The sequence below is a fragment of the Halolamina salina genome, assembly GCF_054653455.1.
This window is the reverse complement of record NZ_BAAIGE010000002.1, coordinates 448,111-469,644: the sequence shown is the minus strand read 5'-3', so window position 1 is coordinate 469,644 and position 21,534 is coordinate 448,111. Positions and strand designations below refer to the sequence as shown.

Annotated in this window: 20 protein-coding genes and 1 pseudogene; 11 read left to right on the top strand and 10 right to left on the bottom strand. The window is 69.1% G+C overall.

Annotated elements, in window-relative coordinates:
• Positions 1-57 precede the first annotated feature (57 nt).
• Positions 58-489 carry a DUF7528 family protein gene (locus ACYQZ5_RS02990; protein ID WP_459846586.1) on the bottom strand — a complete coding sequence of 144 codons (432 nt, stop codon included), beginning with the start codon at positions 487-489 and terminating at the stop codon, positions 58-60.
• Between the two features lie 274 nt (positions 490-763).
• Here ACYQZ5_RS02990 and ACYQZ5_RS02985 point away from each other — a divergent pair, with 274 nt between their 5' ends.
• Together ACYQZ5_RS02985 and ACYQZ5_RS02980 are read left to right on the top strand one after the other, a co-directional pair.
• On the top strand, positions 764-1,507 hold the full coding sequence (locus tag ACYQZ5_RS02985) for a DUF7117 family protein (RefSeq protein ID WP_459845102.1): 744 nt from the start codon (positions 764-766) through the stop codon (positions 1,505-1,507).
• 194 nt (positions 1,508-1,701) lie between these two features.
• Positions 1,702-2,148, top strand: a complete 447-nt coding sequence (locus ACYQZ5_RS02980) for a universal stress protein (RefSeq protein WP_379732051.1) — start codon at positions 1,702-1,704, stop codon at positions 2,146-2,148.
• Between the two features lie 81 nt (positions 2,149-2,229).
• On the opposite strand, the gene ACYQZ5_RS02975 is transcribed toward ACYQZ5_RS02980, so the two are convergent.
• The 3 genes from ACYQZ5_RS02975 to ACYQZ5_RS02965 form a co-directional block, all read right to left on the bottom strand.
• Positions 2,230-3,147 carry a bifunctional 5,10-methylenetetrahydrofolate dehydrogenase/5,10-methenyltetrahydrofolate cyclohydrolase gene (locus ACYQZ5_RS02975; protein WP_379732049.1) on the bottom strand — a complete coding sequence of 306 codons (918 nt, stop codon included), beginning with the start codon at positions 3,145-3,147 and terminating at the stop codon, positions 2,230-2,232.
• Positions 3,148-3,235: 88 nt separating this feature from the next.
• Positions 3,236-5,836 carry a PAS domain-containing protein gene (locus ACYQZ5_RS02970; RefSeq protein WP_459845100.1) on the bottom strand — a complete coding sequence of 867 codons (2,601 nt, stop codon included), beginning with the start codon at positions 5,834-5,836 and terminating at the stop codon, positions 3,236-3,238.
• 46 nt (positions 5,837-5,882) lie between these two features.
• A complete protein-coding gene (locus ACYQZ5_RS02965; RefSeq protein ID WP_379732709.1) occupies positions 5,883-7,130 on the bottom strand; it encodes a serine hydroxymethyltransferase in 1,248 nt (415 codons plus the stop codon).
• 102 nt (positions 7,131-7,232) lie between these two features.
• Between ACYQZ5_RS02965 and ACYQZ5_RS02960 the strand changes: the two genes are divergently transcribed.
• Entirely contained in the window at positions 7,233-9,278 is a 2,046-nt protein-coding gene (locus tag ACYQZ5_RS02960; protein WP_459845098.1) for a hypothetical protein, read from the top strand.
• On the opposite strand, the gene ACYQZ5_RS02955 is transcribed toward ACYQZ5_RS02960, so the two are convergent.
• Positions 9,275-9,475: a hypothetical protein gene (locus ACYQZ5_RS02955; protein WP_379732401.1), complete on the bottom strand. Its 201-nt coding sequence runs from the start codon at positions 9,473-9,475 to the stop codon at positions 9,275-9,277. The two genes, ACYQZ5_RS02960 and ACYQZ5_RS02955, sit on opposite strands and share 4 nt — an antisense overlap.
• A gap of 162 nt (positions 9,476-9,637) precedes the next feature.
• Between ACYQZ5_RS02955 and tbsP the strand changes: the two genes are divergently transcribed.
• Together tbsP and ACYQZ5_RS02945 are read left to right on the top strand one after the other, a co-directional pair.
• Positions 9,638-10,459 (top strand): transcriptional regulator TbsP, encoded by an 822-nt coding sequence (gene tbsP, locus ACYQZ5_RS02950; protein ID WP_379732402.1) that lies wholly within the window; start codon positions 9,638-9,640, stop codon positions 10,457-10,459.
• A 45-nt stretch (positions 10,460-10,504) separates the two neighbouring features.
• On the top strand, positions 10,505-12,214 hold the full coding sequence (locus tag ACYQZ5_RS02945) for a YcaO-like family protein (protein ID WP_459845095.1): 1,710 nt from the start codon (positions 10,505-10,507) through the stop codon (positions 12,212-12,214).
• A 26-nt stretch (positions 12,215-12,240) separates the two neighbouring features.
• Here the strand turns inward: ACYQZ5_RS02945 and ACYQZ5_RS02940 are convergent, their stop codons facing one another.
• From ACYQZ5_RS02940 to ACYQZ5_RS02925, 4 genes and pseudogenes are all read right to left on the bottom strand, one after another.
• Positions 12,241-13,260, bottom strand: coding sequence for an amidohydrolase family protein (locus tag ACYQZ5_RS02940; protein ID WP_379818751.1), 1,020 nt, complete (start codon positions 13,258-13,260; stop codon positions 12,241-12,243).
• Between the two features lie 309 nt (positions 13,261-13,569).
• Entirely contained in the window at positions 13,570-14,298 is a 729-nt protein-coding gene (locus ACYQZ5_RS02935; RefSeq protein ID WP_379730710.1) for a GIY-YIG domain-containing protein, read from the bottom strand.
• Positions 14,299-14,358: 60 nt separating this feature from the next.
• Positions 14,359-14,574, bottom strand: a pseudogene (locus ACYQZ5_RS02930) (DUF4382 domain-containing protein); the annotation flags it as partial.
• 9 nt (positions 14,575-14,583) lie between these two features.
• Entirely contained in the window at positions 14,584-15,738 is a 1,155-nt protein-coding gene (locus tag ACYQZ5_RS02925) for an acyl-CoA dehydrogenase family protein (protein ID WP_379730709.1), read from the bottom strand.
• Positions 15,739-15,866: 128 nt separating this feature from the next.
• Between ACYQZ5_RS02925 and ACYQZ5_RS02920 the strand changes: the two genes are divergently transcribed.
• Entirely contained in the window at positions 15,867-16,127 is a 261-nt protein-coding gene (locus tag ACYQZ5_RS02920) for a glutathione S-transferase N-terminal domain-containing protein (protein ID WP_379730708.1), read from the top strand.
• Positions 16,128-16,153: 26 nt separating this feature from the next.
• Here the strand turns inward: ACYQZ5_RS02920 and ACYQZ5_RS02915 are convergent, their stop codons facing one another.
• Positions 16,154-17,329, bottom strand: a complete 1,176-nt coding sequence (locus ACYQZ5_RS02915; protein ID WP_379730707.1) for an inorganic phosphate transporter — start codon at positions 17,327-17,329, stop codon at positions 16,154-16,156.
• A gap of 187 nt (positions 17,330-17,516) precedes the next feature.
• On the opposite strand from ACYQZ5_RS02915, the gene ACYQZ5_RS02910 reads away from it, so the two are divergent.
• The 5 genes from ACYQZ5_RS02910 to ACYQZ5_RS02890 all read left to right on the top strand — a co-directional run bounded on the left by ACYQZ5_RS02910 (position 17,517) and on the right by ACYQZ5_RS02890 (position 21,506).
• Positions 17,517-18,227, top strand: a complete 711-nt coding sequence (locus ACYQZ5_RS02910; protein WP_379730706.1) for a hypothetical protein — start codon at positions 17,517-17,519, stop codon at positions 18,225-18,227.
• A 150-nt stretch (positions 18,228-18,377) separates the two neighbouring features.
• On the top strand, positions 18,378-18,749 hold the full coding sequence (locus ACYQZ5_RS02905) for an Hsp20/alpha crystallin family protein (protein WP_379730705.1): 372 nt from the start codon (positions 18,378-18,380) through the stop codon (positions 18,747-18,749).
• Between the two features lie 249 nt (positions 18,750-18,998).
• The gene (locus tag ACYQZ5_RS02900; RefSeq protein ID WP_379730704.1) at positions 18,999-20,342 is read left to right on the top strand and encodes an FAD-dependent oxidoreductase; all 1,344 of its coding nucleotides are present in this window, start codon (positions 18,999-19,001) and stop codon (positions 20,340-20,342) included.
• Between the two features lie 82 nt (positions 20,343-20,424).
• Positions 20,425-20,976 carry a DUF8056 family protein gene (locus tag ACYQZ5_RS02895; protein WP_379730703.1) on the top strand — a complete coding sequence of 184 codons (552 nt, stop codon included), beginning with the start codon at positions 20,425-20,427 and terminating at the stop codon, positions 20,974-20,976.
• 44 nt (positions 20,977-21,020) lie between these two features.
• Positions 21,021-21,506 carry a DUF5812 family protein gene (locus ACYQZ5_RS02890; RefSeq protein ID WP_379730702.1) on the top strand — a complete coding sequence of 162 codons (486 nt, stop codon included), beginning with the start codon at positions 21,021-21,023 and terminating at the stop codon, positions 21,504-21,506.
• Positions 21,507-21,534: the final 28 nt, after the last annotated feature.

The window sequence follows — 21,534 nt, the reverse complement described above, 5'->3', positions numbered from 1 at the left end:
TGCGATCGGTCGGGCGGCGGCGAGAAAAGCGTTGACGCCGCGGCAGCCACGCCGCAGTCAGTCCGTCGGCACGACGGCGGCCGCCCGATCACGCCCGTCGTCGGGAGCGGTCTTCTCGGCGGTCAGGGGCTGTTCGGCGACCAGTTCGCAGTCGAAGGCGGGGTGTTCGGCGAAGTGCCGGACGAGCAGGTGTCGGCGGCTCCCCGACACCGCGTCGTCGCCGGCGGCATCCGCGACCGCGCTCGCGTCGAACCGCCCGGGCAGCCGGTCGTACAGCGCGGTTATCGTCCGGAAGTCGCGGAACTGCTTGGCGTTGCCCGCGGAGTCGGCGCCCCGGCGCGAGACGACGTAGCTGCCGTCCGGGCGGTGCTCGCCCGCGGTCCGGACGAACTCCCGGCGCCCCGTCAGCGCCGCGGTCAGATCGTCCCGCAACGCCGTGGCGGCCTCGCGGGAGAGCCGGTGCTCGCCGTCGGGGAGCGACAGAACCAGTTCGCCGTCCCGGGTGGCGTCAGCGCCGACCGATTTCTCGATCAGCCGCCTGTCGACGGCTTCCTCTATCCTCGACGGATGTCGGGTGGGACATCGTGCCCGACGATTGGGCGGGTCGCCATTTATCGGTGACGGGTGGACGAGGCGGGCTCACATACGACCACGGCATCACTCCAAAATCGAGCCACACGGGACTCGGTCGGTCGCTCGCCGTCGTCGGTGGACACGGCTCCCGACCACCGTCGTTTTGCCGCCGGCGCTCCGACGGCCGGACATGAAGATCCGCGGCGAGCGCGAGTGCAAGAACTGCGGCACGCGCTGGTCCTACTACGAGACCGGGGAGGCGAGCTGTCCGGACTGCGGGAGCCTCCGGAGCGTCGCGGTCGAGGACGAGCGACGGCACCACACCGACAGCCCCGCCGAGATCGACCTCACGCCGCACCGAACCGCGCTCGCGGACGGGGAGGACATCCTCGATATCGCCGACAGCGTGGCGTCGGACTGCCGGGCGTACCTCCGAAAGCGGGGGTTCCTCCGCGGGGGCGAACTGCTCCCGCTGGACGACACGTACCTCGCGGTCGGGGAACTCCGCGCGGCGATCACCGACTACCGCCGGGACGCCCGCTTCGGCGCCGAGTACGACGATCCCGATCGGGAGGCCGCCGAGCGGTACCTGCTCGACCTGCTTCAGGGCGCCGACGACGGCGAGCGCCCCGCGCCCGACGAGGTGCCGGAGTCGCTCGCGCCCGCCCGGGGGCTGGCGTACGCGGCGGCCGTCGAAGCCTACCGTGACGACGTGGCGGCCTACCTCGACGACGCTCCCGACGAGGACGCCCGCCGGACGCTCGGGCGGATTCGCGATCAGGGGAAGCGGCTCGAGGCGCTGGAGGGTGACCTCCCACCGGAGACGGTCGAGTCGCTCGTCCGGGCGTGTCGGGACCTGTACCGCTACCTGAACGGCGAGGAGTCGGCACTCGCCACCGCACGCCAGCGGCTCGACGGGCTGACCGAGAGTTGAAGGGCGATCGCGCGACCACCCTCCCCGTGACCTGACGAGCCGACGGCCGGACGCCGGAGGAGGCCGGGAGTGGGCCTGTCTCCTCGATCGCGGGAGCGCGGGGCACGTCCGGCCGTACAGCCGCCCCCGCCTGTTCGCCACGTGATAACGTGTTTTCAGCCAGCTTTATCACCGGACCCTCGCATTTGCGGCGTATGGAACACGCACTCGCAGTCGTCGGGCCGGACGACGTGACAAAGGATCTGGTTCGGGAGGCCGGCGAACTCGCCGCGGGGGTCGACGCCCGGCTCACGCTGCTCTGTGTCGTCAGCGAGGAGGAGTACGCCGAGGAGCGCGAGGCGCTGGAGGCGATCCCGGAGGCCGACGTGAGCTACTCCGTCGGGCAGGCGCTGGAGGGCGCCCGCAGCTTCGCGAACGACATCGGCGTCGAGACGCTCGAGGGCGTCGATATCGAGTACGAGACCGCCGGCGCGGTCGGCGACCGGGCCGAGACCGTGATCGACGGCGCGCAGAACCACGGCTGTGACCACATCTTCATGACCGGCCAGCGCCGCTCGCCCACCGGGAAGGCGATCTTCGGCGACGTGACCCAGCGCGTCATCCTCGACTTCGAGGGACCGGTGACGGTCGTCACGGAGTAAAAATCAGCCACGGCGCGTGACGGGCGACGACTATCGTGTCGTCGCTAAATTTTCTATCGGAGCAGTCCAGACGCCGACAGTCTACTCCAGATCGAGATCCACACCCGACTGCCGAGCCGCGGCCGTCACCGTGTTCCGCAGCAGCATCGCCCGGGTCATCGGCCCGACGCCGCCGGGGACGGGCGTGATCGCGCCGGCGACCTTCGAGGCGCTCTCGTACTCGACGTCGCCGACCAGTTCGCGGTCGTCGCCCTCGCCGACAGCGTTGATCCCCACGTCGATCACCGTCGAGCCGGGCGCCAGCATCTCGCCGGTGACGAGTTCGGGGACGCCCGCGGCGACGACGACCACGTCCGCACGGGAGACGTGGGCCGCGAGGTCGTCGGTCTTCGAGTGACAGACCGTCACCGTCGCGTCCGCGTCGTCGCCGCGGCCGAGCAGGAGGTTCGCAAGGGGCTTCCCCACCAACTCCGATCGGCCGACGACGACCACGTCCGAGCCGGGGATCTCCACGCCCGCCTCGATCAGGAGCCGCTGGATCCCCAGCGGCGTACAGGGGACGAACCGGGGGTCGCCGGTCACGAGCCGGCCGACGTTCTCCGGGTGGAACCCGTCGACGTCCTTCTCGGGGTCGACCCGGCGCAGCGCCGCCGGCTCGTCGACGCCCTCCGTTAGCGGCCGCTGGATCAGAATCCCGTCGATCGCCGGGTCGGCGTTGAGTTCGTCGATCGTCTCGAACAGCTCCGACTGGGGGGCGTCGGTGTCGATCTCGACGTGGCGGCTCTCGATACCCACGTCCTCGCAGTCCCGCTGCTTCATCCGCACGTACGTCTCGCTGGCGGGGTCGTCGCTCATCAGCACGGTCGCCAGCCCCGGGGTCACGCCCTCGCTCCGGAGGCGATCGACCGCCTCGGAGACCGTCTCGCGCACCGCCGCGGCGACGGCCTCGCCGTCGATCACGTCAGCCCGGTCGGCTCGCTCCTGAATGGCCTCGCTCACGGTCGATACGGGGGGCTACGCCCACTTCAACCCTCGGATACGTGCATAGAAAATGTCCGAAACTGTTTCGAGTAGGCAAGAACGTGGATTACTCCGTCGCCCGGCGGAGGCGGAGTCGCACGACGGTGTGGCCGTCCCGACGCTCGAACGACACGTCGCCGCCGACGGACTCGACCGCCCAGCGGACGAGCCACAGCCCCAGCCCGCTGCCGTGTTGGAGCTGCGTGATGTCGCGGCTGCCCGTGATGGCCGCGCGCTCGGCCTCCGGAATCCCTGGCCCGTCGTCGACGACGAGCAGATCGACCCACTCTCCGGGGGCAGGCTCGAACGGCTCCGCCCGGAGGTCGACCGTCGGGTCGTCGGCGCCGTGGACGATCGCGTTCTCGACCAGTTCCTCCAGCGCGAGCCGGAGGTCCGACGTGGCCAGCACCGCGAAATCGTCGAGGTCGTCCTCGACTCGGATCGTCGCCTCGGGGAACTGCTCCCGGGCGTCGGCCGCGACCGTTCCGAACAGGCTCGCGACGCCGATCGTCGACCGCTCGGTCTCGGGACCTTCGATGATTCGCCGAATCCGCTTTGCGGTGTCGCTCAGGTCGATCAGCCCGTTGGCGGCCTCGACGAGGGCGGCGGCTTCGGACTCGATCTCCGGGTCGTCAGCGCGATCGAGCACGTTCTCGGCCCGACCGATCACGACGCCGAGATCGTTCCGGAGGTTGTGCCTGAGTAGTCGGTCGAGCACCTTCACGTGGCGTTCGCGCCGCTCGATCTCGGTCACGTCGGTGTAGATGCCGAACGCGCGGACGGAGCCGTTCTCGGCGTAGGGGATTCCCCGGAACAGGAAGGTGCGCGCGCCGTGGGCAGTCTCCCGCTGGACTTTCGCCCCGGTCACCTCCCCCTCGCGGACCCGCTCGTTGATTGCTTCCGGCGGCGTGTCGCCGGCTTGCTCGCCGGCGGGCAAGCTGAGCACCTCGTCGATTCGCTGTCCGACGATCGCTTCACGGTCGACGCCGAACACGTCCGCGAACGCGTCGTTGGCCGCCCGGATCACCGGCCCGCCCTCAACGTGTTCGGCGTCGACGACCGGGTCGGGGAGGTTCTCGAACAGCGTCCACAGGCGCTCGTGCTCCCGGCGGAGGTCCTCGCGGGTCTCCGCCAGCGTCGAGCGGTCCTCGACGATCCCGACGAGCGTCCGCCCGCGCTCGGTGTGGTCGAGCACCGAGAGCTCGACCCGGGCGGGGAACGACTCGCCGGACGGCGAGTCGATGTGGACGTCGAGCGAGAGCTCCGACACCCCCTCGCGGAGCCGGCTCTCCGCGCCGTAGAACTCCGTCACGTCGACGAACTCGACGACGTGTTTGCCGACGATCTCCTCCCGACTCACGCCGAGGCGCTCGGCCAGCGGCGTCGAGACGTAGTCGACCAGCCGGTCCTCGTCGAGCACGAACACCATCCCCTGCACCGATTCGAGCACCGCCTCCCGACGGCGAAGCTGCGTCTCGCGTTCGGCCCGATCGAGTGCCGCGGTCACCGTCGTCGACAGCAGCCGCGCCAGCGACACGTCGGCCTCGTCGAACGCGTCGGCGGCGGTCGAGCCGACGCTCATGACGCCGTGGTCGCCCAACGGGAGGGAGATGGTCGATCTGACCTCGCCGAACCGCGCCTCGTCGAGGTCGAGCGAGATCTGCGGGCTCCCCTCCTCGTAGACGGTCCCGGAGATGCTCTCGCCGGCGCCGTAGCGCGACCGTTCGGGCATCAGCTCCTCGACCGGGTCGGTTTCCGCCGCCACCCGAAGTCCGTCGTTCGCCGAGTCGGCGAGGCGGACGACGACGACTTCCAGGCCGAGCACGTCCCGGGCCGCCTCGCAGGCGATCTCCGCGATCGCGTCGGGCGTCTCGGCGGCGAACAGTCGGCGGGTGAGACCGTGGAGCCGGTCGAGCACGACGCGCCGGCGCTCGGCCGGATCGAGTTCGACGACCGTGACAGTCGCGCCCGCCTCGGTCGGGCGGGCGGTCAGCTCCAGCCAGCGGTTGGCCGGCATCAACCGCTCGGCCGTCGCCACCGTCCCGTCGCCGGCGTCGAGATCGTCCATCGCTTCCAGCCGGCCGAGGTCGGCCCACGGCAGCGCCTCTTGGAGTTCGCGACCCAGTAACGCCTCGGCGTCCCGGCCAAGCAGTTCGGCGGCGCGCTCGCCCACGTAGCTGATCCGTCCCTCCTCGTCGACAGTCAGCGTCCCCCGCGGCGGGCGTCCGTCGGTCGGCGTCGCGGTCCCAGTCGGCGCCGGCGGGTCGCCGGCGGCCTCCCGCGGGGTGTCGTGGTTCGACCCCATGCCGTCGGCGATCGAGGCCGAGGCCGACTCGACGGCCGCGAGGCGGTCGTCGAGGGTGTCGACGCCCCACTCGTCGGTGTCCTGTGGCAGCACCACGTCGACGCCGGCCGCGCTCGCGGCACCGACCCCCTCGGCGGTCGTCGTCGGTGGGCAGTACGCGATCGACGCCGGGGCGGCCGCACGGAGCCGGTCGAGGTCGGCGTCGTCCGTGCCGACGACGACCGCCGCGGGGCGGTATCGGGTCGCCGCACCGGCGCCGTCCTCCGGGTCGGCGCTCCGGAGCGACCAGCCACGCCGTTCGGCGAGGCGGACGACCGTCTCGGGTGGCTCCGGCGGACCGACCCAGAGGAGGTTGGTACCCATCTATCGTTCACTCCAGTTCACGAGTGATAAATCCGTCCCGCTCCCGCTACTCGTACAGCGGGTGTTTCTCGGTCAGTTCGCCGATCGTCTCGGAGACCTCGGCCAGCACGTCCTCGTCCTCCGGCGCGTCGACCACGTCGGCGATGCAGTCGGCGACGGTCCGGCAGTCGCTGGCGGTGAACCCGCGGGTCGTGATCGCCGGCGTGCCGACGCGGATGCCGGAGGGGTTGAACGGCGAGCGGGTCTCGCCGGGCACGGTGTTGGCGTTGAGGACGATCCCGGCCTTCTCGAGCGCCTCCTCGACCTCCTTCCCGGTCGTGTCGGGGTGGGAGGGGCGCAGGTCCGCGAGCACGAGGTGGGTATCGGTGCCGCCGGAGACGAGATCGAGGCCGCGGTCGCGCAGGCGCTCGGCCATCGCCTCCGCGTTGGTGACGACGCGGGCGGCGTACTCCTCGAACTCCGGCGTGAGCGCCTCCTTGAATCCGACCGCCTTGCCGGCGATGTTGTGCATCAGCGGGCCGCCCTGCATCCCGGGGATGACGGCCTTGTCGACGGCCTCGCTCCACTCCTCGCCACACATGACCATCCCGCCGCGGCCGGCACGGATCGTCTTGTGGGTCGAGCCGGTGACGAAGTCGGCGACGCCGACCGGCGACTCGTGTTCGCCGGCGGCGACGAGTCCGGTGATGTGGGCGATGTCGGCGAGGTGGAGGGCGCCGACGGACTCCGCGGTCGCCTGGATGCGCTCCCACTCGACCTCGCGGGGGTAGGCGGAGTAGCCCGAGACGATCATGTCGGGGTCGAACGCCTCGGCCTGCTCGGCCAGCCCCTCGTAGTCGATGTACCCCGTCTGGTCGTCGCACTCGTAGTGCTGGACCTCGAAGTGCTCGCCGACGAAGTTCGCGGAGTGGCCGTGGCTGAGGTGGCCGCCGTGGGTCAGATCGAGGCTCAGGATCTTGTCGCCGGGTTCGAGCGCGGCGATGTAGACGGCCATGTTGGCCTGCGAGCCGGAGTGGGGCTGGACGTTGACGTGCTCGGCGCCCCACAGCTCCTTCGCGCGGTCGATCGCCAGTTGCTCGACGGTGTCGGCGTGCTCACAGCCGCCGTAGTATCGCTGCCCGGGGTAGCCCTCGGCGTACTTGTTGGTGAGGCTGCTGGACTGGGCGTCCATCACCGCCTCGGAGACGTGGTTCTCGCTGGCGATCAGTGTGATCGTGTCCCGCTGGCGGTCGGTCTCGGCCTCGAGCGCGTCCGCGAGCTCCGGATCGACGTGCCGGACGTGATCGTGCTCCATACCCGCAACCGGGGCCAGGTCCGGGTTAAGCCTGACTGTCGCCGGCGGCGCCCGACAGAGATTTAGCGTCTGCCTCACGTATCGCGGGACGGACGCATGGATGTGGAGATCGACGGGGACGGCGTCCGCGCCGTCGACGAGGCCAAAACCGCCGTCCGCGTCGAGGCCGAGGGATGGGAGTCGGCCGCCGGCGCGCCGGCGTTGGACGCCCCCGTCGACGCCACGGTCGCCGGCCGGACCGAGCGGCTGGAGTTCCCGCCCGTCGTCGTCGCCGTGGACGACGTCGACAGCGAGGCGTCGACCACGCTGGGCGGCCGCGAGGGACCGGTCTCGTTCCCCGCCGGCGCGTACAAGCTCCGGATCGCCGCACCCGTCCGAACGTTCCTCCGGGTGGACGGCCCGTTCAGCCTCGCCCAGCCCGAGTTCGACCGAACCGTCGTCTCGTTCCCCGGGCCGACGGCGGTCACGCTGGGGTTCCAGAGCCGCGCCGACGCGGCGCGGGAGTCGGTGACCGTCCCCCGAACTCCGGAGGGGGTCGCGACGGCGCTCTCGACGTTTCCGGCCGCCTTCCGGTCGACGACCGCCGATCGGTCGTTCAGTTCGATGCGAGAGCGCCCGCCGTCGCTGACGTTCGGCGAAACCGTCTCGATCCCCGACTCCGTTCGCGAGGCGGTGCCCGACTCGTCGGTCGAACTCCGGCTCCCCCGCTCGCTGTCGGCGCTGCTGCCGGCGGCGCCGCTGGCACACTACCTCGGCGCCGAGGTCAGCGTCGCCGACGGGGCCGAGCCGTCGCTCCGCGTCGGGGACGAGCGGATCGGTCTGGGGCAGGGGCGACGCTACGAGCAGCGGGTCGCGGCGCTGCTCCGGCGGACGTTCTGGCTCGACTGTCTGGTTCGGACCGCCGGCCCCCACGACGCCGCCGTCCGAGAGGCCGACCTGCTCGATCGGCTCCCCATCGACGCCGACGCGCTCTACGACGCGGCGATCGCCGACCGGCTGCTGGCGTACCGGGAGGTCGATATCGACGCCGTCGCCGACACGCTCCCGGAGTGGCACCTCTCGATGTACGTCGAGCCGACGTACGACGGGGTGCGGTGTCTCCCGTTCATGCTCGACGACGTGCCGCAGCTGTTCACCCCCCGGAGTAGTCCGCTGAGCGACGAGGACCGGCTCGACAGCTCGCTGTCGGCGTTCTACCGGTCGGGCGTGGCCGCCCCCGACCCCGTCGAGCTCCGGGACGCCGATCTGGGGCCGAGCCGCTACCACGGCTGGCTGGCCGACGGCGTCGCCATGGACACGTTCAAGACGCTCCCGGCGGCCTACGAGAACCGATCGCTCTACCGGGGGCGGGCCGACGGCCCGATTTCGGTGGTCGCGGTGCTCAACGACGCCGAGATGCGGGAGGAGCACTCCCGGGCCGCCGACATCTACCGACGGCGGGCCGAGAGGCTCGACATCGACATCGACGTGCGGGAGTCGCTGACCGTCGACGAACTCGCGAGCGTGATCGAACAGCGCCACGACCTGCTCCACTTCGTCGGCCACTGCGAGCCGTCGGGGCTACGCTGTCCCGACGGGACGCTCTCGGTCTCGTCGGTCGATCGCTCCCGGGTCCAGACGTTCTTCCTCAACGCCTGTGGCTCCTACGAGGAGGGGAAGGCGCTGGTCCGGAAGGGGAGCGTCGCGGGCGCGGTCACGTTCGAGAAAGTGCTCAACAGCCACGCCGCGAAGGTCGGGACGATGTTCGCCCGGCTGGTCGCCCACGGCTACGCGATCGAGCGGGCGCTCGCGCTGGCCCGCCGGCGAGTCATTATGGGGAAGGACTACGCGGTCGTCGGCGACGGCACACACGTCCTGACGCAGACGGACTCGCTGGCGGGAACGGAGGCGGAGCTGTCCCGGGACGGCGATTCGTTCACCCTCACCCACGGGATGCTGTCGCCGTCGCTCGCCGGCGGTCGTGCGTTCATCAACGTCGACCGGGACTGCCCGCCGGTGCTGATCGGAAACGAGTGGGAACTCGAGATGGACGCCGCCGAGGTAGTCGAGTTCCTCCGACGCGGGGAGTTCCCCGTGGTCTACCGCGGCGACATCCACTGGTGTACCGAACTCGCCGAGGAGTTCGCCGCCGAGATGGCTGATCGTTAGTCGTCGATCGGTTCGGGACCGGGGTCGGCCGACGCGTCGTCGGCCGGCTCCACGAGCGTCCCGTCGGCGGCCAGCGCCCCGTCCTGTGCCGCCAGAAGCAGGATCGTCGCCGCGATCGCGACGACGAGCCGCGGGTGGCGCGCGACGAACTCGCCGATCCGGACACCGATGCTGGGTACTGTAACGTTTCGTGCCATGAAATACCATACCTTGCCGACCGTGAAAAGAGTTACCTTCTTCACACGACTCCGTCAGGTTGTTTTCCCATCTAATCGAGTTCAGAATTTCCGGTAGAAGCCCTGAGACGGCGATATACCCGTTAATATTAAATACCGAGTGCCGCATATACTCTCGTAGGAATGAGTTCGAATTTACTCGGCGAAGAAATAGAGGATATCCTCCGGAAGAGCATCGAAGACGCCGAAGACGAGGTCCTGTTCGTGGGACCCTCCGCGGCGGCGGTGGAGGCGCTGATCGAGCTCGGCACCGAGTTCGACGGCGAGTTCCCGACGGTGAAGCTGCTGGCCGACGAGCGCATGCTGAAGGACGTGATGGACGACTTCCTCGTCGCCAGCAACGCCGCCGATCTGGTCGAGGCCGGGAGCCTCGAACTCCGGACGCTCGCCGACGGCGTCGACAACGCCCTGCTCGTAACCGAGGAGCGAACCATCGCGGTCGTCACTGCGGGCGACGCCGTCGCCGGGCTCTCGACCGACGACGAGTCGTTCGTCGGGCAGGCCTACGAGGACTACAGCGCACGCTTCGAGGCGGCCGAGGCGTTCAACCTCCGGACGCCCGCCATCTCGCGGGTCCGTGAGACGATGGCCGACGACATCGGGGACCAGTCCCGCACCGACTTCGACGCGGTGCTCGACTCGCTGGAGACCGCCCGCGGCGACGGCGACGGGCTCGACGAGGTGACCATCTCGCTGCTGGTCGCCGCGAAGAACGACGTGCTGCTGTACGACATCAGCAAGTGGGGCGAGGACGTGGGGATCGCCTCGAAGGCAACCTTCTCCCGGACCAAGACCCGCCTCGAGGAGCTTGGCCTGATCGATACCGAGAAAGTCCCGATCGACGTGGGCCGCCCCCGACTGCGGCTCAAACTGGGCGACGAGCGGCTCCACGACGCCGACGCCGCGGAACTCGCCAGCGTCGCACAGTCGATGCTCGCCAGCTAAGCCGGCACCCGTTCCTTTTTGCGATCGGCGCCCCCTCCCCGGGACATGGATATCGGAATCGTCGGGAGCGGCCCCGCCGCCGACGCGATCGAGGCGGCCATGGGCGATCTCGACGCGCGCGTCGTCGAGGCCGGGAGCGACGAGTTCGCCGACGTGGGGCTCTGTTTCGTCGTCGGCGCCGCCGGCGCGGGGGCGTTCGGCACCGCGGCCGACAGCGACGCCCTTGACCGGTGGATCGCCGTGGAGATCGGTGGCGTCGGCGGCCACGCCGTCGACGATGTCGCCGCCGCCGTCTCGGCGTTCACGCCCGACTCGGGCTGCTACCGCTGTCTGGAGCGGCGCGTCGCCGCGACCGCAGAGGAAAACGACGATCCGTCCGCGTCCACCAGCGCCGTGCGCTACGCGGGCGCGGTCGCCGGCCGCCGGGCGACGAGGCTGCTGACCGGCGAGGATCTGGGCGGGACCGTCGTCGAAGTCGGCGATACCGACGTGCAGCGGCGGTTCCAGCCGGTGCCGTACTGTCGCTGTGCCGGCGGCCGGGATCGAACGCTCTCGCTCTCCCACCGGGAGGCCGACTTCGACGACGCCATCAGCCGAGCGGAACTGGCCGTCGACGACCGCGTCGGCCTCGTCGAACAGGTGGGCGAGCAGGCGTCGTTCCCGCTCCCGTACTACCTCGCGTCGATCGCGGGGACGGAGGGGTTCTCCGACGCGGGCGCCGCCCCCTTCGCCGCTGGCGCGGCCGCCGACTGGAACGAGGCGTACATGAAGGCGCTGGGCGAGGGGCTGGAGCGCTACGCCGCCGGCGTCTACCGGACCGCCGAGTTCCGCCACGCGCCCGGGACGGCGCTCGAGGACGCCGTCCGATCGACGCGCTTCGTCACGAGCGACGGCTACGACCCCGACCCGGACGCCGAACGCCCGTGGACGCCGGGACTGGATCTCGTCGACGAGTCTGGGGTCTGGCTCCCCGCGGAGGTGGTCCAGTACCCCCCGCCCGAGCGGCGGATCAAGCCGCCGATCACCACCGGGCTCGGCCTCGGGAGTTCGACCATCGAGGCGACGATCTCGGGGCTCTCGGAGGTGATCGAGCGCGACGCGGCGATGCTCGCGTGGTACTCCGACTACGAGCCGCTGGGGCTGGCCGTCGACGACGAGCGCTTCCGCGAACTCGAGAAGCGTGCCCGCGCGGAGGGACTGACGGCCTCCGCCACGCTGCTCACGCAGGACGTCGACGTGCCGGTCGTCGCCGCGACGGTCCACCGCGACGGCGAGTGGCCGCGGTTCGCCGCCGGTTCCGGGGCGGCGCTCGATCCCGTCGACGCCGCGACCGGGGCGCTGGCGGAGGCGCTCCAGAACTGGATCGAACTCCGGGACATGGGTCCCGAACAGGCAAGCGAGGAGGGCGGCGCCATCGGCGAGTACGCCGACTTCCCCGACCGCGCTCAGGAGCTCACACACCCCGAGACGACCGTGCCGGCCGACTCGGTCGCCGATGAGGCCGCAGAATTCTCCGGCGAGGCCGCTCTCGACGCGCTGGTCGACCGCGTCGACGACGCCGGACTCACGCCGTACGCCGCCCGGACGACGACTCGGGACGTGGCCGCACTGGGGTTCGAGGGCGTTCGCGTCGTCATCCCCGAGGCACAGCCGCTGTTCACCGGCGAGCCGTTCTTCGGCGACCGACTGGAGCGCGTTGCGGCGTCGATGGGGTACGAGGCGCGGCCGGAGCGGGCGTACCACCCGTTCCCGTGAGCGGACGCCCGTCAGATCGTACTTCGTTATAGCAGCACGTCTTTTACGTCGCCCTCGCCCGCCCGGCGAACCACCGCGCGGACCGGCTCCTCCGCGCCGGCGAGGTTGTCCGAGTCACCGTCGAGCGTGAGCAGTTTCGCGGGTCGGCCCTCCTCGATCAGGCCGTACTCCTTCCCCGCGAGTTCGGCGCCGTTTCTGGTCGCCATCCGGAGTACCTCGGTCGCGCTCACGTCGGCGAGCTTGGCGGCGAACTCCATCTCGCGGAACATTGACGGCGAGTTCAGCATCACGTTGTCGGTCCCGAGCGCGACGGTGGTCCGCTCGACCAGTTCGCGGATCGGGGCGACACCGACGTTGGTGACGAGGTTCGAGCGCGGGCAGACCACCACCGGCATCTCCTCGCGCTCGATCCGGTCGAGATGCTCGTCTCTGGGGTGGACGACGTGGATCAGGAACGCCGGGTCGAGGTCCATCGCGGGCGTGAGGTCGTGCGGGTCGCGCTCGCCGGCGTGGATCGCGAACGGCTTGCCCGCCTCCCGACAGGCCTCGCGCAGGTCGCCGAACTCGCTGTCCCGGGCGCCGCTGGCGCCGAAGCCGTCGGCGGCTCGCATGGCGTCGGCGCTCTCGCGGCCGAAGATCACGGGGTCGATCTCCCGGTCGGCGAGCGCGTCGCGGATCGCCTCGACGCCCTCGACGCCGCCCTCGCGGAACTCCAAGAACGCCGCAGTACCCGAATCCTCCATGAATCGGAGGCTCCGGGCCATCGCGTCGACCTTCGCCTCGCGGCTGGCCTGCCGCAGGAGGCGGTGTTTGAGGCCGTCCGGCGGCGCGACCAGTTCGTCCAGCGAGAGGCCGCCGCCGGCCTCCTTCGCGATCGAGTCGCCGATGTGCGTGTGGGCGTTGACAAAGGCCGGGAGCACGATGTCCGTCGAGTCGGTCGGCGCCTCCTCGACGGCGGTGATCTCGCCGTCCTCGACGACGACGCGCCCCTCGATCGGCGTGAACGACTCGCCCCGCAGGATCGTCCCTTCGAGCGTGGTAGCCATACCGGATCGTGGATCCGGGGGGCAATGAACGCGACGCCACGTGGGCGGCGTCGCGGACCAACAGAAGGGTAACGGCCTTCCCCCAGCGGCGGCTACGCTCGGGTGGCCGATGACGACGGCACCGGGCCGAGCCGGACTCGGCATCCGGCGACGACGAGCCCTATGAGTGCCGAGGCCGACTTTCCGGCAAGACATTTGCGACGAAAAGTCACGAACGTTGTGAGACCGCGTACTGCCGCGTTTCGTTCGCGGGACTCCGGCGCAGTCTCCGATAGACGGCCGACCGGACGCCCCAGACGGACCAGCGCACTACGGTGGCGTCGTATCGTCGACCGCATCCTCGAGAAGCTCGAGAACCCCGCTATCGTACCGCTCGCCGACGTGGTTCACGTTCCAAAGACCTGATTCCCGTATCGCCTGACTCTGGCTGTGCCGACCGAGCCATCCGCCTCCTCGTGGGTCAATCGGTTGCTTGTCGAAGTTGCTGAGGAGAGCGATAGCGTTCCGTTCAAGATACGCCCGGTCACTGTCTGCACTCGGTTCGTCGTCGAGATTCACCCAGAGGAACGGCTGTTCGCGGATGTAGGTGCTCACCCGACGTTCGAGGATGTATTCTTCGTCACGGACCTCTGACCGATCACGGTTGATACTCGACCAGCGTTTGTCCCAGTCGGGATAGTCGTCGTGGAGGCCGTGCTTCTCGATAATCGCCTCGCCAACACGCTTGCGATACACGGAGCCACGATGAGCGCCCCCGTGAGGATGGTTGGAACTCCCGCTGCCCGTGCCGTAGTGTTGTTTCAGTCTATCCCAGAGCGTCGTGCTGCTCCCTTCAGACACTGCGTGTGTCCCGATGCGGGTAACGCGCAACTGGTCGGTTGATTCGCGTGTCTCGCCCGGTTCGAGGAAGAAGTAGACGCCGCGGTCAGGCCAGTCCATGTACCCGGTGCAGTTCTTGAGTTTCCGTGTCCCGCCGACTTGCTGCTCAAGTTCGTCGAGCAGTGTATAGAAGCGGTCGAGATCGTCCTGACGAGTCATTCTTACAGGATTCCTCTCATTCACGCACAAAGAGCTTCACCACTCGGTGCGACGGTCGGTTTACTCGGTCGTCGTCCCCTCGGTCTCCGTCACGTCCGAGTAGGAGACCTCGGTGCCGGAGGCGACCGGCTGGAGGAGGTACGTCCCGGTCTGCCCGCGCTTCACCGGCGTGAAGTCGGCGGTGAACGTCGTGCGCTGGCCCTCGCGGATCTCGAAGGACTGCTTGAACTGCAGCGGCGCCTCGCCGGGGGTCCCCACGTCGGCGGAGTGGGCCTCGCGCGACGCTCAGTACCCCTCGCCCAGTAGCTCCCGCGCGACGATGTTCTTCTGAATCTCGGTCGTCCCCTCGTAGATCTGGGTGATCTTCGAGTCGCGGTAGAGCCGCTCCACGTCGAAGTCGTCGACGAAGCCGGCGCCGCCGTGGATCTGGACCGCCTCGTCGGCCACGTCGGTCGCCACGTCCGAGGCGAACTCCTTGGCCATCGACGCCAGCATGGTGAGATCGTCCTCGGCGTGCTCGACGCTCCATGCGGACTTGTACGTCAGCTGCCGGGCGGCCTCGGTCCGGGTGTGCATCTCCGAGAGCTTGTGCCGGATCGCCTGGAACTCCGAGATGGAGCGGCCGAACTGCTCGCGCTCCTCGGCGTACTCGAGGGCGCGCTCGGCGGCGCCTTTCGCGATACCGACCGCCTGCGCCGCGACCATGGTTCGCGTCTCGTCGAAGAACTGCATCAGCTGGGGGAACCCCATCCCGCGCTGGCCGACGAGGTTCTCCTCGGGCACGCGCACGTCGTCGAACCGGAGTTCGGCAGTATCGCTTGCGCGGATCCCCATCTTCCCGGTGATCTTCTCGCTCTCGAACCCGTCGCGGTCGCGCTCGACGAGGATCTGTGAGAACCCGGTGTAGCGGTCGCCCACGTCGGGGTCGGTCTCGCACATCACGACGAAGTAGTCGCCGACGGAGCCGTTGGTGATCCACATCTTCGAGCCGTTGAGCACCCACTCGTCGCCGTCCTTCCGCGCGGTCGTCGAGATCGAACTCACGTCGGAGCCGGCGTGAGGCTCGCTGATCGCCGCGCCCATCACCGCCTCGCCCTCGGCGATCGGCCGCAGGTACTCCTCCTTCTGCTCTTCGGTGCCGAACTCCATGATCGCCTCGGCGCCGAAGCCGGCGCTGGTGACACAGAGTCCGATCCCGGGGTCGACCGCGAACAGCTCCTCGGTGATCAGCGCCATCTCCAGCGTCGAGTAGCCGACGCCGCCGTACTCCATCGGGAAGTGGGCGCCCGTCAGCCCCATCTCGGCGGCCTTCTCGACGATCTCGGCGGGGTACTTCTCCTCGCGGTCGTACTCGCCGGCGACGGGCGCGATCTCGTTCTCCGCGAACCGACGCACTTCCTCTCGCAGCTGCTCCTGCTCCTGAGTCAGTCCGAACTCCATACCCAATACAACGAGAAACACGTGAAGAATTTTTCGGCGAACAGAGGCGTGTGCCCGCCGATCGGCGCAGCCGAGGGGGGACCGCCGGCTGAACGCTTTAGTGGCCGCGGAGCGACCTTCCGACCCGGATGCTCGAACTCTACCAGTCCGAAGGCTGCCCGCACTGCGCGAAGGTCCGCGAGACGCTCTCAGAGCTCGGCGTCTCGTACGTGATCCACAACCCCCGGCTCCCCGGCGGCGCCGGCGGCGACGTGACCAACGAGGTGACCCACGAGGAACTCACGGCCGGCGGCGAGGACCAGATCCCGTACCTCGTCGACACCGACCGCGGCGTGACGATGTACGAGAGCGACGACATCGTCGAGTACCTCGAAGAGCACTACGAGTAACGTCCGCCAGTCCGCGGGGCGGACCGTTACCAGACGAACCGGAACAGGATCGTGAACGCGGCGTAGGCGCCGACCGTCGAGAGCACGGGCACGACGTTCTGCATGATCAACACCCGGCCGGTCGTCGCCGGGTCGAACAGGTCCGAGGCGGCGGGGATGTCCTCTGGCTCCTCCTCGCCGATCTCGGGGACTTCCTCGCCCGCCTCCTCGGCGGCCAGCGCGCCGACGGACACTTTGGCTTCCTCCTCGCCCCGAACCCCCCCGGAGACCGTCGCCGTCCGGGTCGCCCGCCCCCAGCCGAGGCCGACGATCGAGGTGGTCGCGATGATCACGAACGAGGCGGGGATGCCGATCGCCGAGAGGCCGATCACGATCGACGAGGAGACGACGGCGACGACGATCGCGGCCGTCAGCGGCAGGTCGGTGATGTCGTTGCCGAGCGTGTCGAGCGTCCGTCGGGCGATCGTGAACGCCCCGACGGCGACGGCGGCACAGCCCAGCAGGATCATCATGTTCACGTCGACGCCCGCGCCCACCAGCGGCGCGATCGCGTTCGCGATGTTCGAGGTGCCCGAGGCGAACGCCATCAGACAGCCGATCGTGATGACGATGATGCCGCCGATCATCTCCCGGCGGGTCGTGTTCGGCCCCGGGACGGGTCGCGGGACCGCGCCGGAACGCTCGATCTCCATCAACGGTCCCTCGCTGCTGTTGATCGCGACCCACTGGTTGATCCGCGGGTAGAGGTACCGCCCGATCATCCCCGACACCCAGAAGCCGACGATCGGCGCGACGATCCACCAGACCGCGATCTCGCCCATCACGACCCAGTCGAGTTCGCCCGTTGCGACGCCGAGGCCGGCGATCGAGCCGACGGCGGTCATCGACGTCGACGCCGGGACGCCGAAGTAGTTACCGACGAACAGCGCGCCGCCGACGAAGAAGAGGACGACGATGCTCGTCTCGATCGTGAACACGCTGGCGCTGGTAATGAGGTCCTCGCCGAGCTTGTCCACCACGCGGCGGCCGATCGTCCACGCGCCGACGAAGAAGAAGACGCCCATCAGCGCCGCCGCGCCGGTCTTGGAGATGGCGTCGGAGCCGACTGCCGGCCCGAACGCCGGCCCGGTGGTCGATCCACCGATGTTGAACCCCACGAACAGCGCCACGGCGATCCCTACGAGGAGAAAAACGTCGACCATACAGGACGCAGCGGCGCCGCGCTCTTAAGGGGTCGGAACGGCCCGCCCGCGACCCGGCGCGACCCAGCCACGGGCGGGCGGACGCCGCCACGATCGCCCGCCGGGAAAGATGGGTATACCCGTCTGGAACTCGGTGTTTGGGTATGACCGTCCACCGACAGCGCGAGCGCTCGCAGGAGGAGTCCCGATGAAGGCGTCACGCGTCGACGCTATCGTCGACATCGCCTACGGCCTGACGATCTTCGTCGCCATCGTACTGATTCTCGAACTCGGCACGCAGGTCGGCGTCGCGTTCGGCCTCGGGGCGCTGCTCTCCTACCTCGTCCACATCGCCTGGAAGATGGCGCGGTTCGACCCCGAGTGGATGACACAGGAGGTGACCCAGAAGGTGAGTGAGGAAGTCGAGGAGACCGTCAGTGAAACCGTCAGCGAGGAGGTCGAGCAGACCGTCACCGAAACGGTGAGCGAAGAGGTCGAGCAGACCGTCAGCAAGGAGGTCGATCAGGTGAGCGACACCGTGACCGAGAAGGTGTCCGAGGAGGTCGAGGAGACCGTCAGCGAGACGGTGAGCGAAGAGGTCGACAAAGTCAGCGAGGAAGTGACCGAGGAGGTCGAAGAGACCGTCAGTGAGACCGTCAGCGAGGAGGTCGACAAGGTGAGCGAGGAAGTGACCGAGGAAGTCACCGAGAAGGTCACCGAGGAGGTCGAACAGACCGTCGAGCAGACCGTCGCCGAGGGTGTCGACGCGGGCGACGAGGCCGGCGAGAAACCGAGAACCGAGGCCGAGACGGCCGAAGACGAACCCGAGACCGAGGACGAGTCCGAGGCCGACGGCGGGACGGCGGACGACGCCGACGACGAGTCGGACAACGGTCGCGATCCCGAGGATCGGAAGTAGCCCGCCGGCGTCGCGTCCGCTCAGCCCGGGAAAGCCACGATCGACCCGAGAGAGTTCGTTTTCTCCTTTCGATACGATCTTCTCGAAAATGATTAATAACGTACATTACGAAGCGTGCACAATGTACCGATGCAGTCGAGGTGATCAGCCATGGCGCTTCCGGAGAACCTGACCAGTTCCTGGACGCAAGGCCTCGATCTCCCGAGCAAGCTGTTCGAGTCCGGTCGTACCGACTACGAACTGTTCGAGGAGGACGGCGAGTTCGTCCTCAGCGTCGAGATGCCCGGCTTCGATCCCGAGAGCATCTCGGTGTCCTGGGACGAGGGTGTCCTGAACATCGCCGCGGAGCACGAGGACACCCAGCGCGGCCGACGGCGGACCTACCACCGTCGGTTCCGCTTCCCCAAGTCGATCGACGACGAGGGGATCACGGCCGAGTACAACAACGGCATGCTCGAGGTCCGCCTCCCCATCGAGGCGGAGGCCGCCGTCACCGGCACCGAGATCGAGGTGCAGGGCTGAGGACGATCGCCTCGACCATCCGTCGAGCCGCTCCCCGATCCGTTTTTTCGTACCGCGAGTCCGACAGAACACGACTGTTCGCGGTCGCGTGACCCGTCGCTCTCACTGACTGCCGTTCCTGTCGGTCGAGCCGACCGAACGCCCGCGTCCCGGCCGCTTCTGTCGATATCCGTCACGTCGATCGTCGAACACGACGGCGAAAGAAGACCCATTATCAGTGCGGAGCACGAGCGTGGGAGTAACGCCCACATGTCCGAACAGTACGACCTCGTCATCGTCGGCGGCGGCATCAGCGGCGCGTCGCTGCTGTACACGACCGCGAAGTTCACCGACATCGACTCGATCGCGCTCGTCGAGAAGGAGCCGGAGATCGGCGCGATCAACACGCACCACACCAACAACTCCCAGACGCTGCACTTCGGCGACATCGAGACCAACTACACCCTCGAGAAGGCCGAGGAGGTCAAGGAGGGCGCCGAACTGCTCGCGGGCTATCTGGAGAACCACGACCCCGACCGCGAGATGCACGCCAAGCGGAGCAAGATGGTGCTCGGCGTCGGCCGCGAGGAGGTCGACAGCCTCGAACGCCGCTACGAGGAGGAAGGGTTCGGCGACCTGTTCCCCAAGCTCCAGCCCATCGGTCGCGAGGAGATCGCCGACCTCGAACCCAAAGTCGTCGAGGGGCGCGACCCCGACACCGAGATGCTCGCGCTTCAGACGCCCGACGGCTACGTCGTCGACTACGGCGCGACCGCCAACTCGTTCGTCGAGGCCGTCGAGGACGACGCCGGCGTCGACGTGTTCACCGGCACGGCGGTCACCGACATCACGCCCAAGCCCGACGGCCACGAGATCGAGACCGCCGGTGCGGGCACGCTCGACGCCGACGCGACCGTCGTCGCCGCCGGCTCCCACAGCCTCCAGATGGCCAAGGAGCTCGGCTACGGGCAGGACAAAGTGCTGCTCCCCGTCGCGGGCAGCTTCTTCCTCGCCGACGACCTGCTGAACGGGAAGGTGTACACGCTGCAGATGAAGAAGCTCCCGTTCGCGGCGGTCCACGGCGACGCCGACGTCCACGACGGCAGCATCACCCGCTTCGGTCCCACCGCGAAGCTGGTGCCGGCGCTGGAGCGGGGCCGGATCTCGACGGTCGGCGACTTCATCGACGTGTTCGGGCTGAACGCCGCCTCCTTCCTGAGCTACGCGAACATCCTCGCCGACCGCATCCTGCTGCCGTACGTGCTCCGGAACCTCGTCTACGACGTACCGGAGATCGGCCCACGGCAGTTCCTCCCTCACGTCCAGAAGGTGGTGCCCAGCGTCGAACTCGACGACATTGAGCGCGCGAAGGGGTACGGCGGCGTCCGCCCCCAGATCGTCGACACGGAGAAGAAGTCCCTGGACATGGGCGAGGCCAAGATCGTCGGCAACGACGTGATCTTCAACATCACGCCGTCGCCGGGCGCCTCGACCTGCCTGAAGAACGCGATGCGTGACACCCACACGATCGTCGACTTCCTCGACGACGAGTACGAGTTCGACGAGGACGCGTTCCGCGAGGACACGATCGGGGAGTTCCCGCGCGCGGAGTAGGCCGCCGCGGTCGCAGGTCCGATCGTCCCGAACGCGGCGCTCCCTCGCGGCGTTTAACTCCGCCCGACTACAACCCCCGCCGATGGCAGACGACTACGACGGCATCCTCGGCGCCTTCCCCTACGCGTTCCGCGGGAGCGACTCGCTTCTGTTCCGGTCGTACGTGCTCGTCGCCGCCCTCGCGACGCTTTTGTTGGCGCTGACCTGCGTGCTCGCGATCGTCGTCGTGTTCGGTCGGACGGCCGGCGCCCGCGGCGGGAGCTTCACGCTCTCGCGGTCCTTCATCGCCCTCCTGGGGCTGCTGGCGGTGCTACCGACCGTCGGCCCCGTGCTGCTCGCGGCCCGAACGCGGCGGTACGGGCGCCGCGTCGATGGGTCGTTCGACCCGCCGGCGAACTACGAACCGCTGCTGGCGGTCGGCGGCTACCTGTTCCTGCTCTCGCTGTATCTCGGCCTGATCGCGTCGATGCCCGAGACGTTCGTCCTCGACGGCGAGACGATCGCCCGCCCCGAGCCGTCCGGCGTGTTCGCCCCCGTCGTCGCCGCGCTGTACGCGCTGCCGGCGATCGCCTCGCCCCTGCTCCCGACGGCGGCGGCGGCGCTGATCCTCCTGATCCACCGCCGGCTGCGCTGAGCCGCGGGCGAAATCCGGAAAGGGCTCGGGCGCCCAGTAGGGGTATGAGCGACGCCGAGATCGACAGTGCGACCGAGGGCACGTTCCTCGTCACGCACGCCGACGACGACAGCGCAGTGTTGCGGGACGTGGAGCGCGGCCAGGTGCACACGCTCTCCTCGAACCCCGGGCTCTCGGAGGACGACGTCGTGGAGGGGACGGTCGCCCCCGAGCCGCCGCTGGAGGTGACCGCCGAACTGGTCGAGGTCGAGGAGCGACGCTCGCTGTCGATCAGCGAGAGCCGCGAGCCGCCCACGAAGCAGGAACGCGAGATCGCTGCCGAGCAGTCCGTCGGCGAGCTCACCAAGCAGGAACGCGCCGGGATCGGGGAACTCCACGTCATCAGCGTCCCCGAGGAGGAGACCGAGGACGCCGTCGAGGACGTGCTCGAGGACCGCGAGGCGACGCTCGGGCGCGCCGCCCGCCTCGGCGTGAACCGGGTCGAGATCCGCTCGGAGCCGGGGACCGTCAGCGTTCGGTACCTGCCGTAGCCGGCGTCTGCGTTTCTACCCATACCGT

Coding starts and splice junctions, on each gene's coding strand:
- ACYQZ5_RS02970 (WP_459845100.1), bottom strand. CDS start 5,836: ATGGGTACCAACCTCCTCTGGGTCGGTCCGCCGGAGCCACCCGAGACG.
- ACYQZ5_RS02985 (WP_459845102.1), top strand. CDS start 764: ATGAAGATCCGCGGCGAGCGCGAGTGCAAGAACTGCGGCACGCGCTGG.
- ACYQZ5_RS02890 (WP_379730702.1), top strand. CDS start 21,021: ATGAGCGACGCCGAGATCGACAGTGCGACCGAGGGCACGTTCCTCGTC.
- ACYQZ5_RS02910 (WP_379730706.1), top strand. CDS start 17,517: ATGAAGGCGTCACGCGTCGACGCTATCGTCGACATCGCCTACGGCCTG.
- ACYQZ5_RS02955 (WP_379732401.1), bottom strand. CDS start 9,475: ATGGCACGAAACGTTACAGTACCCAGCATCGGTGTCCGGATCGGCGAG.
- ACYQZ5_RS02900 (WP_379730704.1), top strand. CDS start 18,999: ATGTCCGAACAGTACGACCTCGTCATCGTCGGCGGCGGCATCAGCGGC.
- ACYQZ5_RS02895 (WP_379730703.1), top strand. CDS start 20,425: ATGGCAGACGACTACGACGGCATCCTCGGCGCCTTCCCCTACGCGTTC.
- ACYQZ5_RS02925 (WP_379730709.1), bottom strand. CDS start 15,738: ATGGAGTTCGGACTGACTCAGGAGCAGGAGCAGCTGCGAGAGGAAGTG.
- tbsP (WP_379732402.1), top strand. CDS start 9,638: ATGAGTTCGAATTTACTCGGCGAAGAAATAGAGGATATCCTCCGGAAG.
- ACYQZ5_RS02965 (WP_379732709.1), bottom strand. CDS start 7,130: ATGGAGCACGATCACGTCCGGCACGTCGATCCGGAGCTCGCGGACGCG.
- ACYQZ5_RS02915 (WP_379730707.1), bottom strand. CDS start 17,329: ATGGTCGACGTTTTTCTCCTCGTAGGGATCGCCGTGGCGCTGTTCGTG.
- ACYQZ5_RS02935 (WP_379730710.1), bottom strand. CDS start 14,298: ATGACTCGTCAGGACGATCTCGACCGCTTCTATACACTGCTCGACGAA.
- ACYQZ5_RS02940 (WP_379818751.1), bottom strand. CDS start 13,260: ATGGCTACCACGCTCGAAGGGACGATCCTGCGGGGCGAGTCGTTCACG.
- ACYQZ5_RS02980 (WP_379732051.1), top strand. CDS start 1,702: ATGGAACACGCACTCGCAGTCGTCGGGCCGGACGACGTGACAAAGGAT.
- ACYQZ5_RS02920 (WP_379730708.1), top strand. CDS start 15,867: ATGCTCGAACTCTACCAGTCCGAAGGCTGCCCGCACTGCGCGAAGGTC.
- ACYQZ5_RS02905 (WP_379730705.1), top strand. CDS start 18,378: ATGGCGCTTCCGGAGAACCTGACCAGTTCCTGGACGCAAGGCCTCGAT.
- ACYQZ5_RS02945 (WP_459845095.1), top strand. CDS start 10,505: ATGGATATCGGAATCGTCGGGAGCGGCCCCGCCGCCGACGCGATCGAG.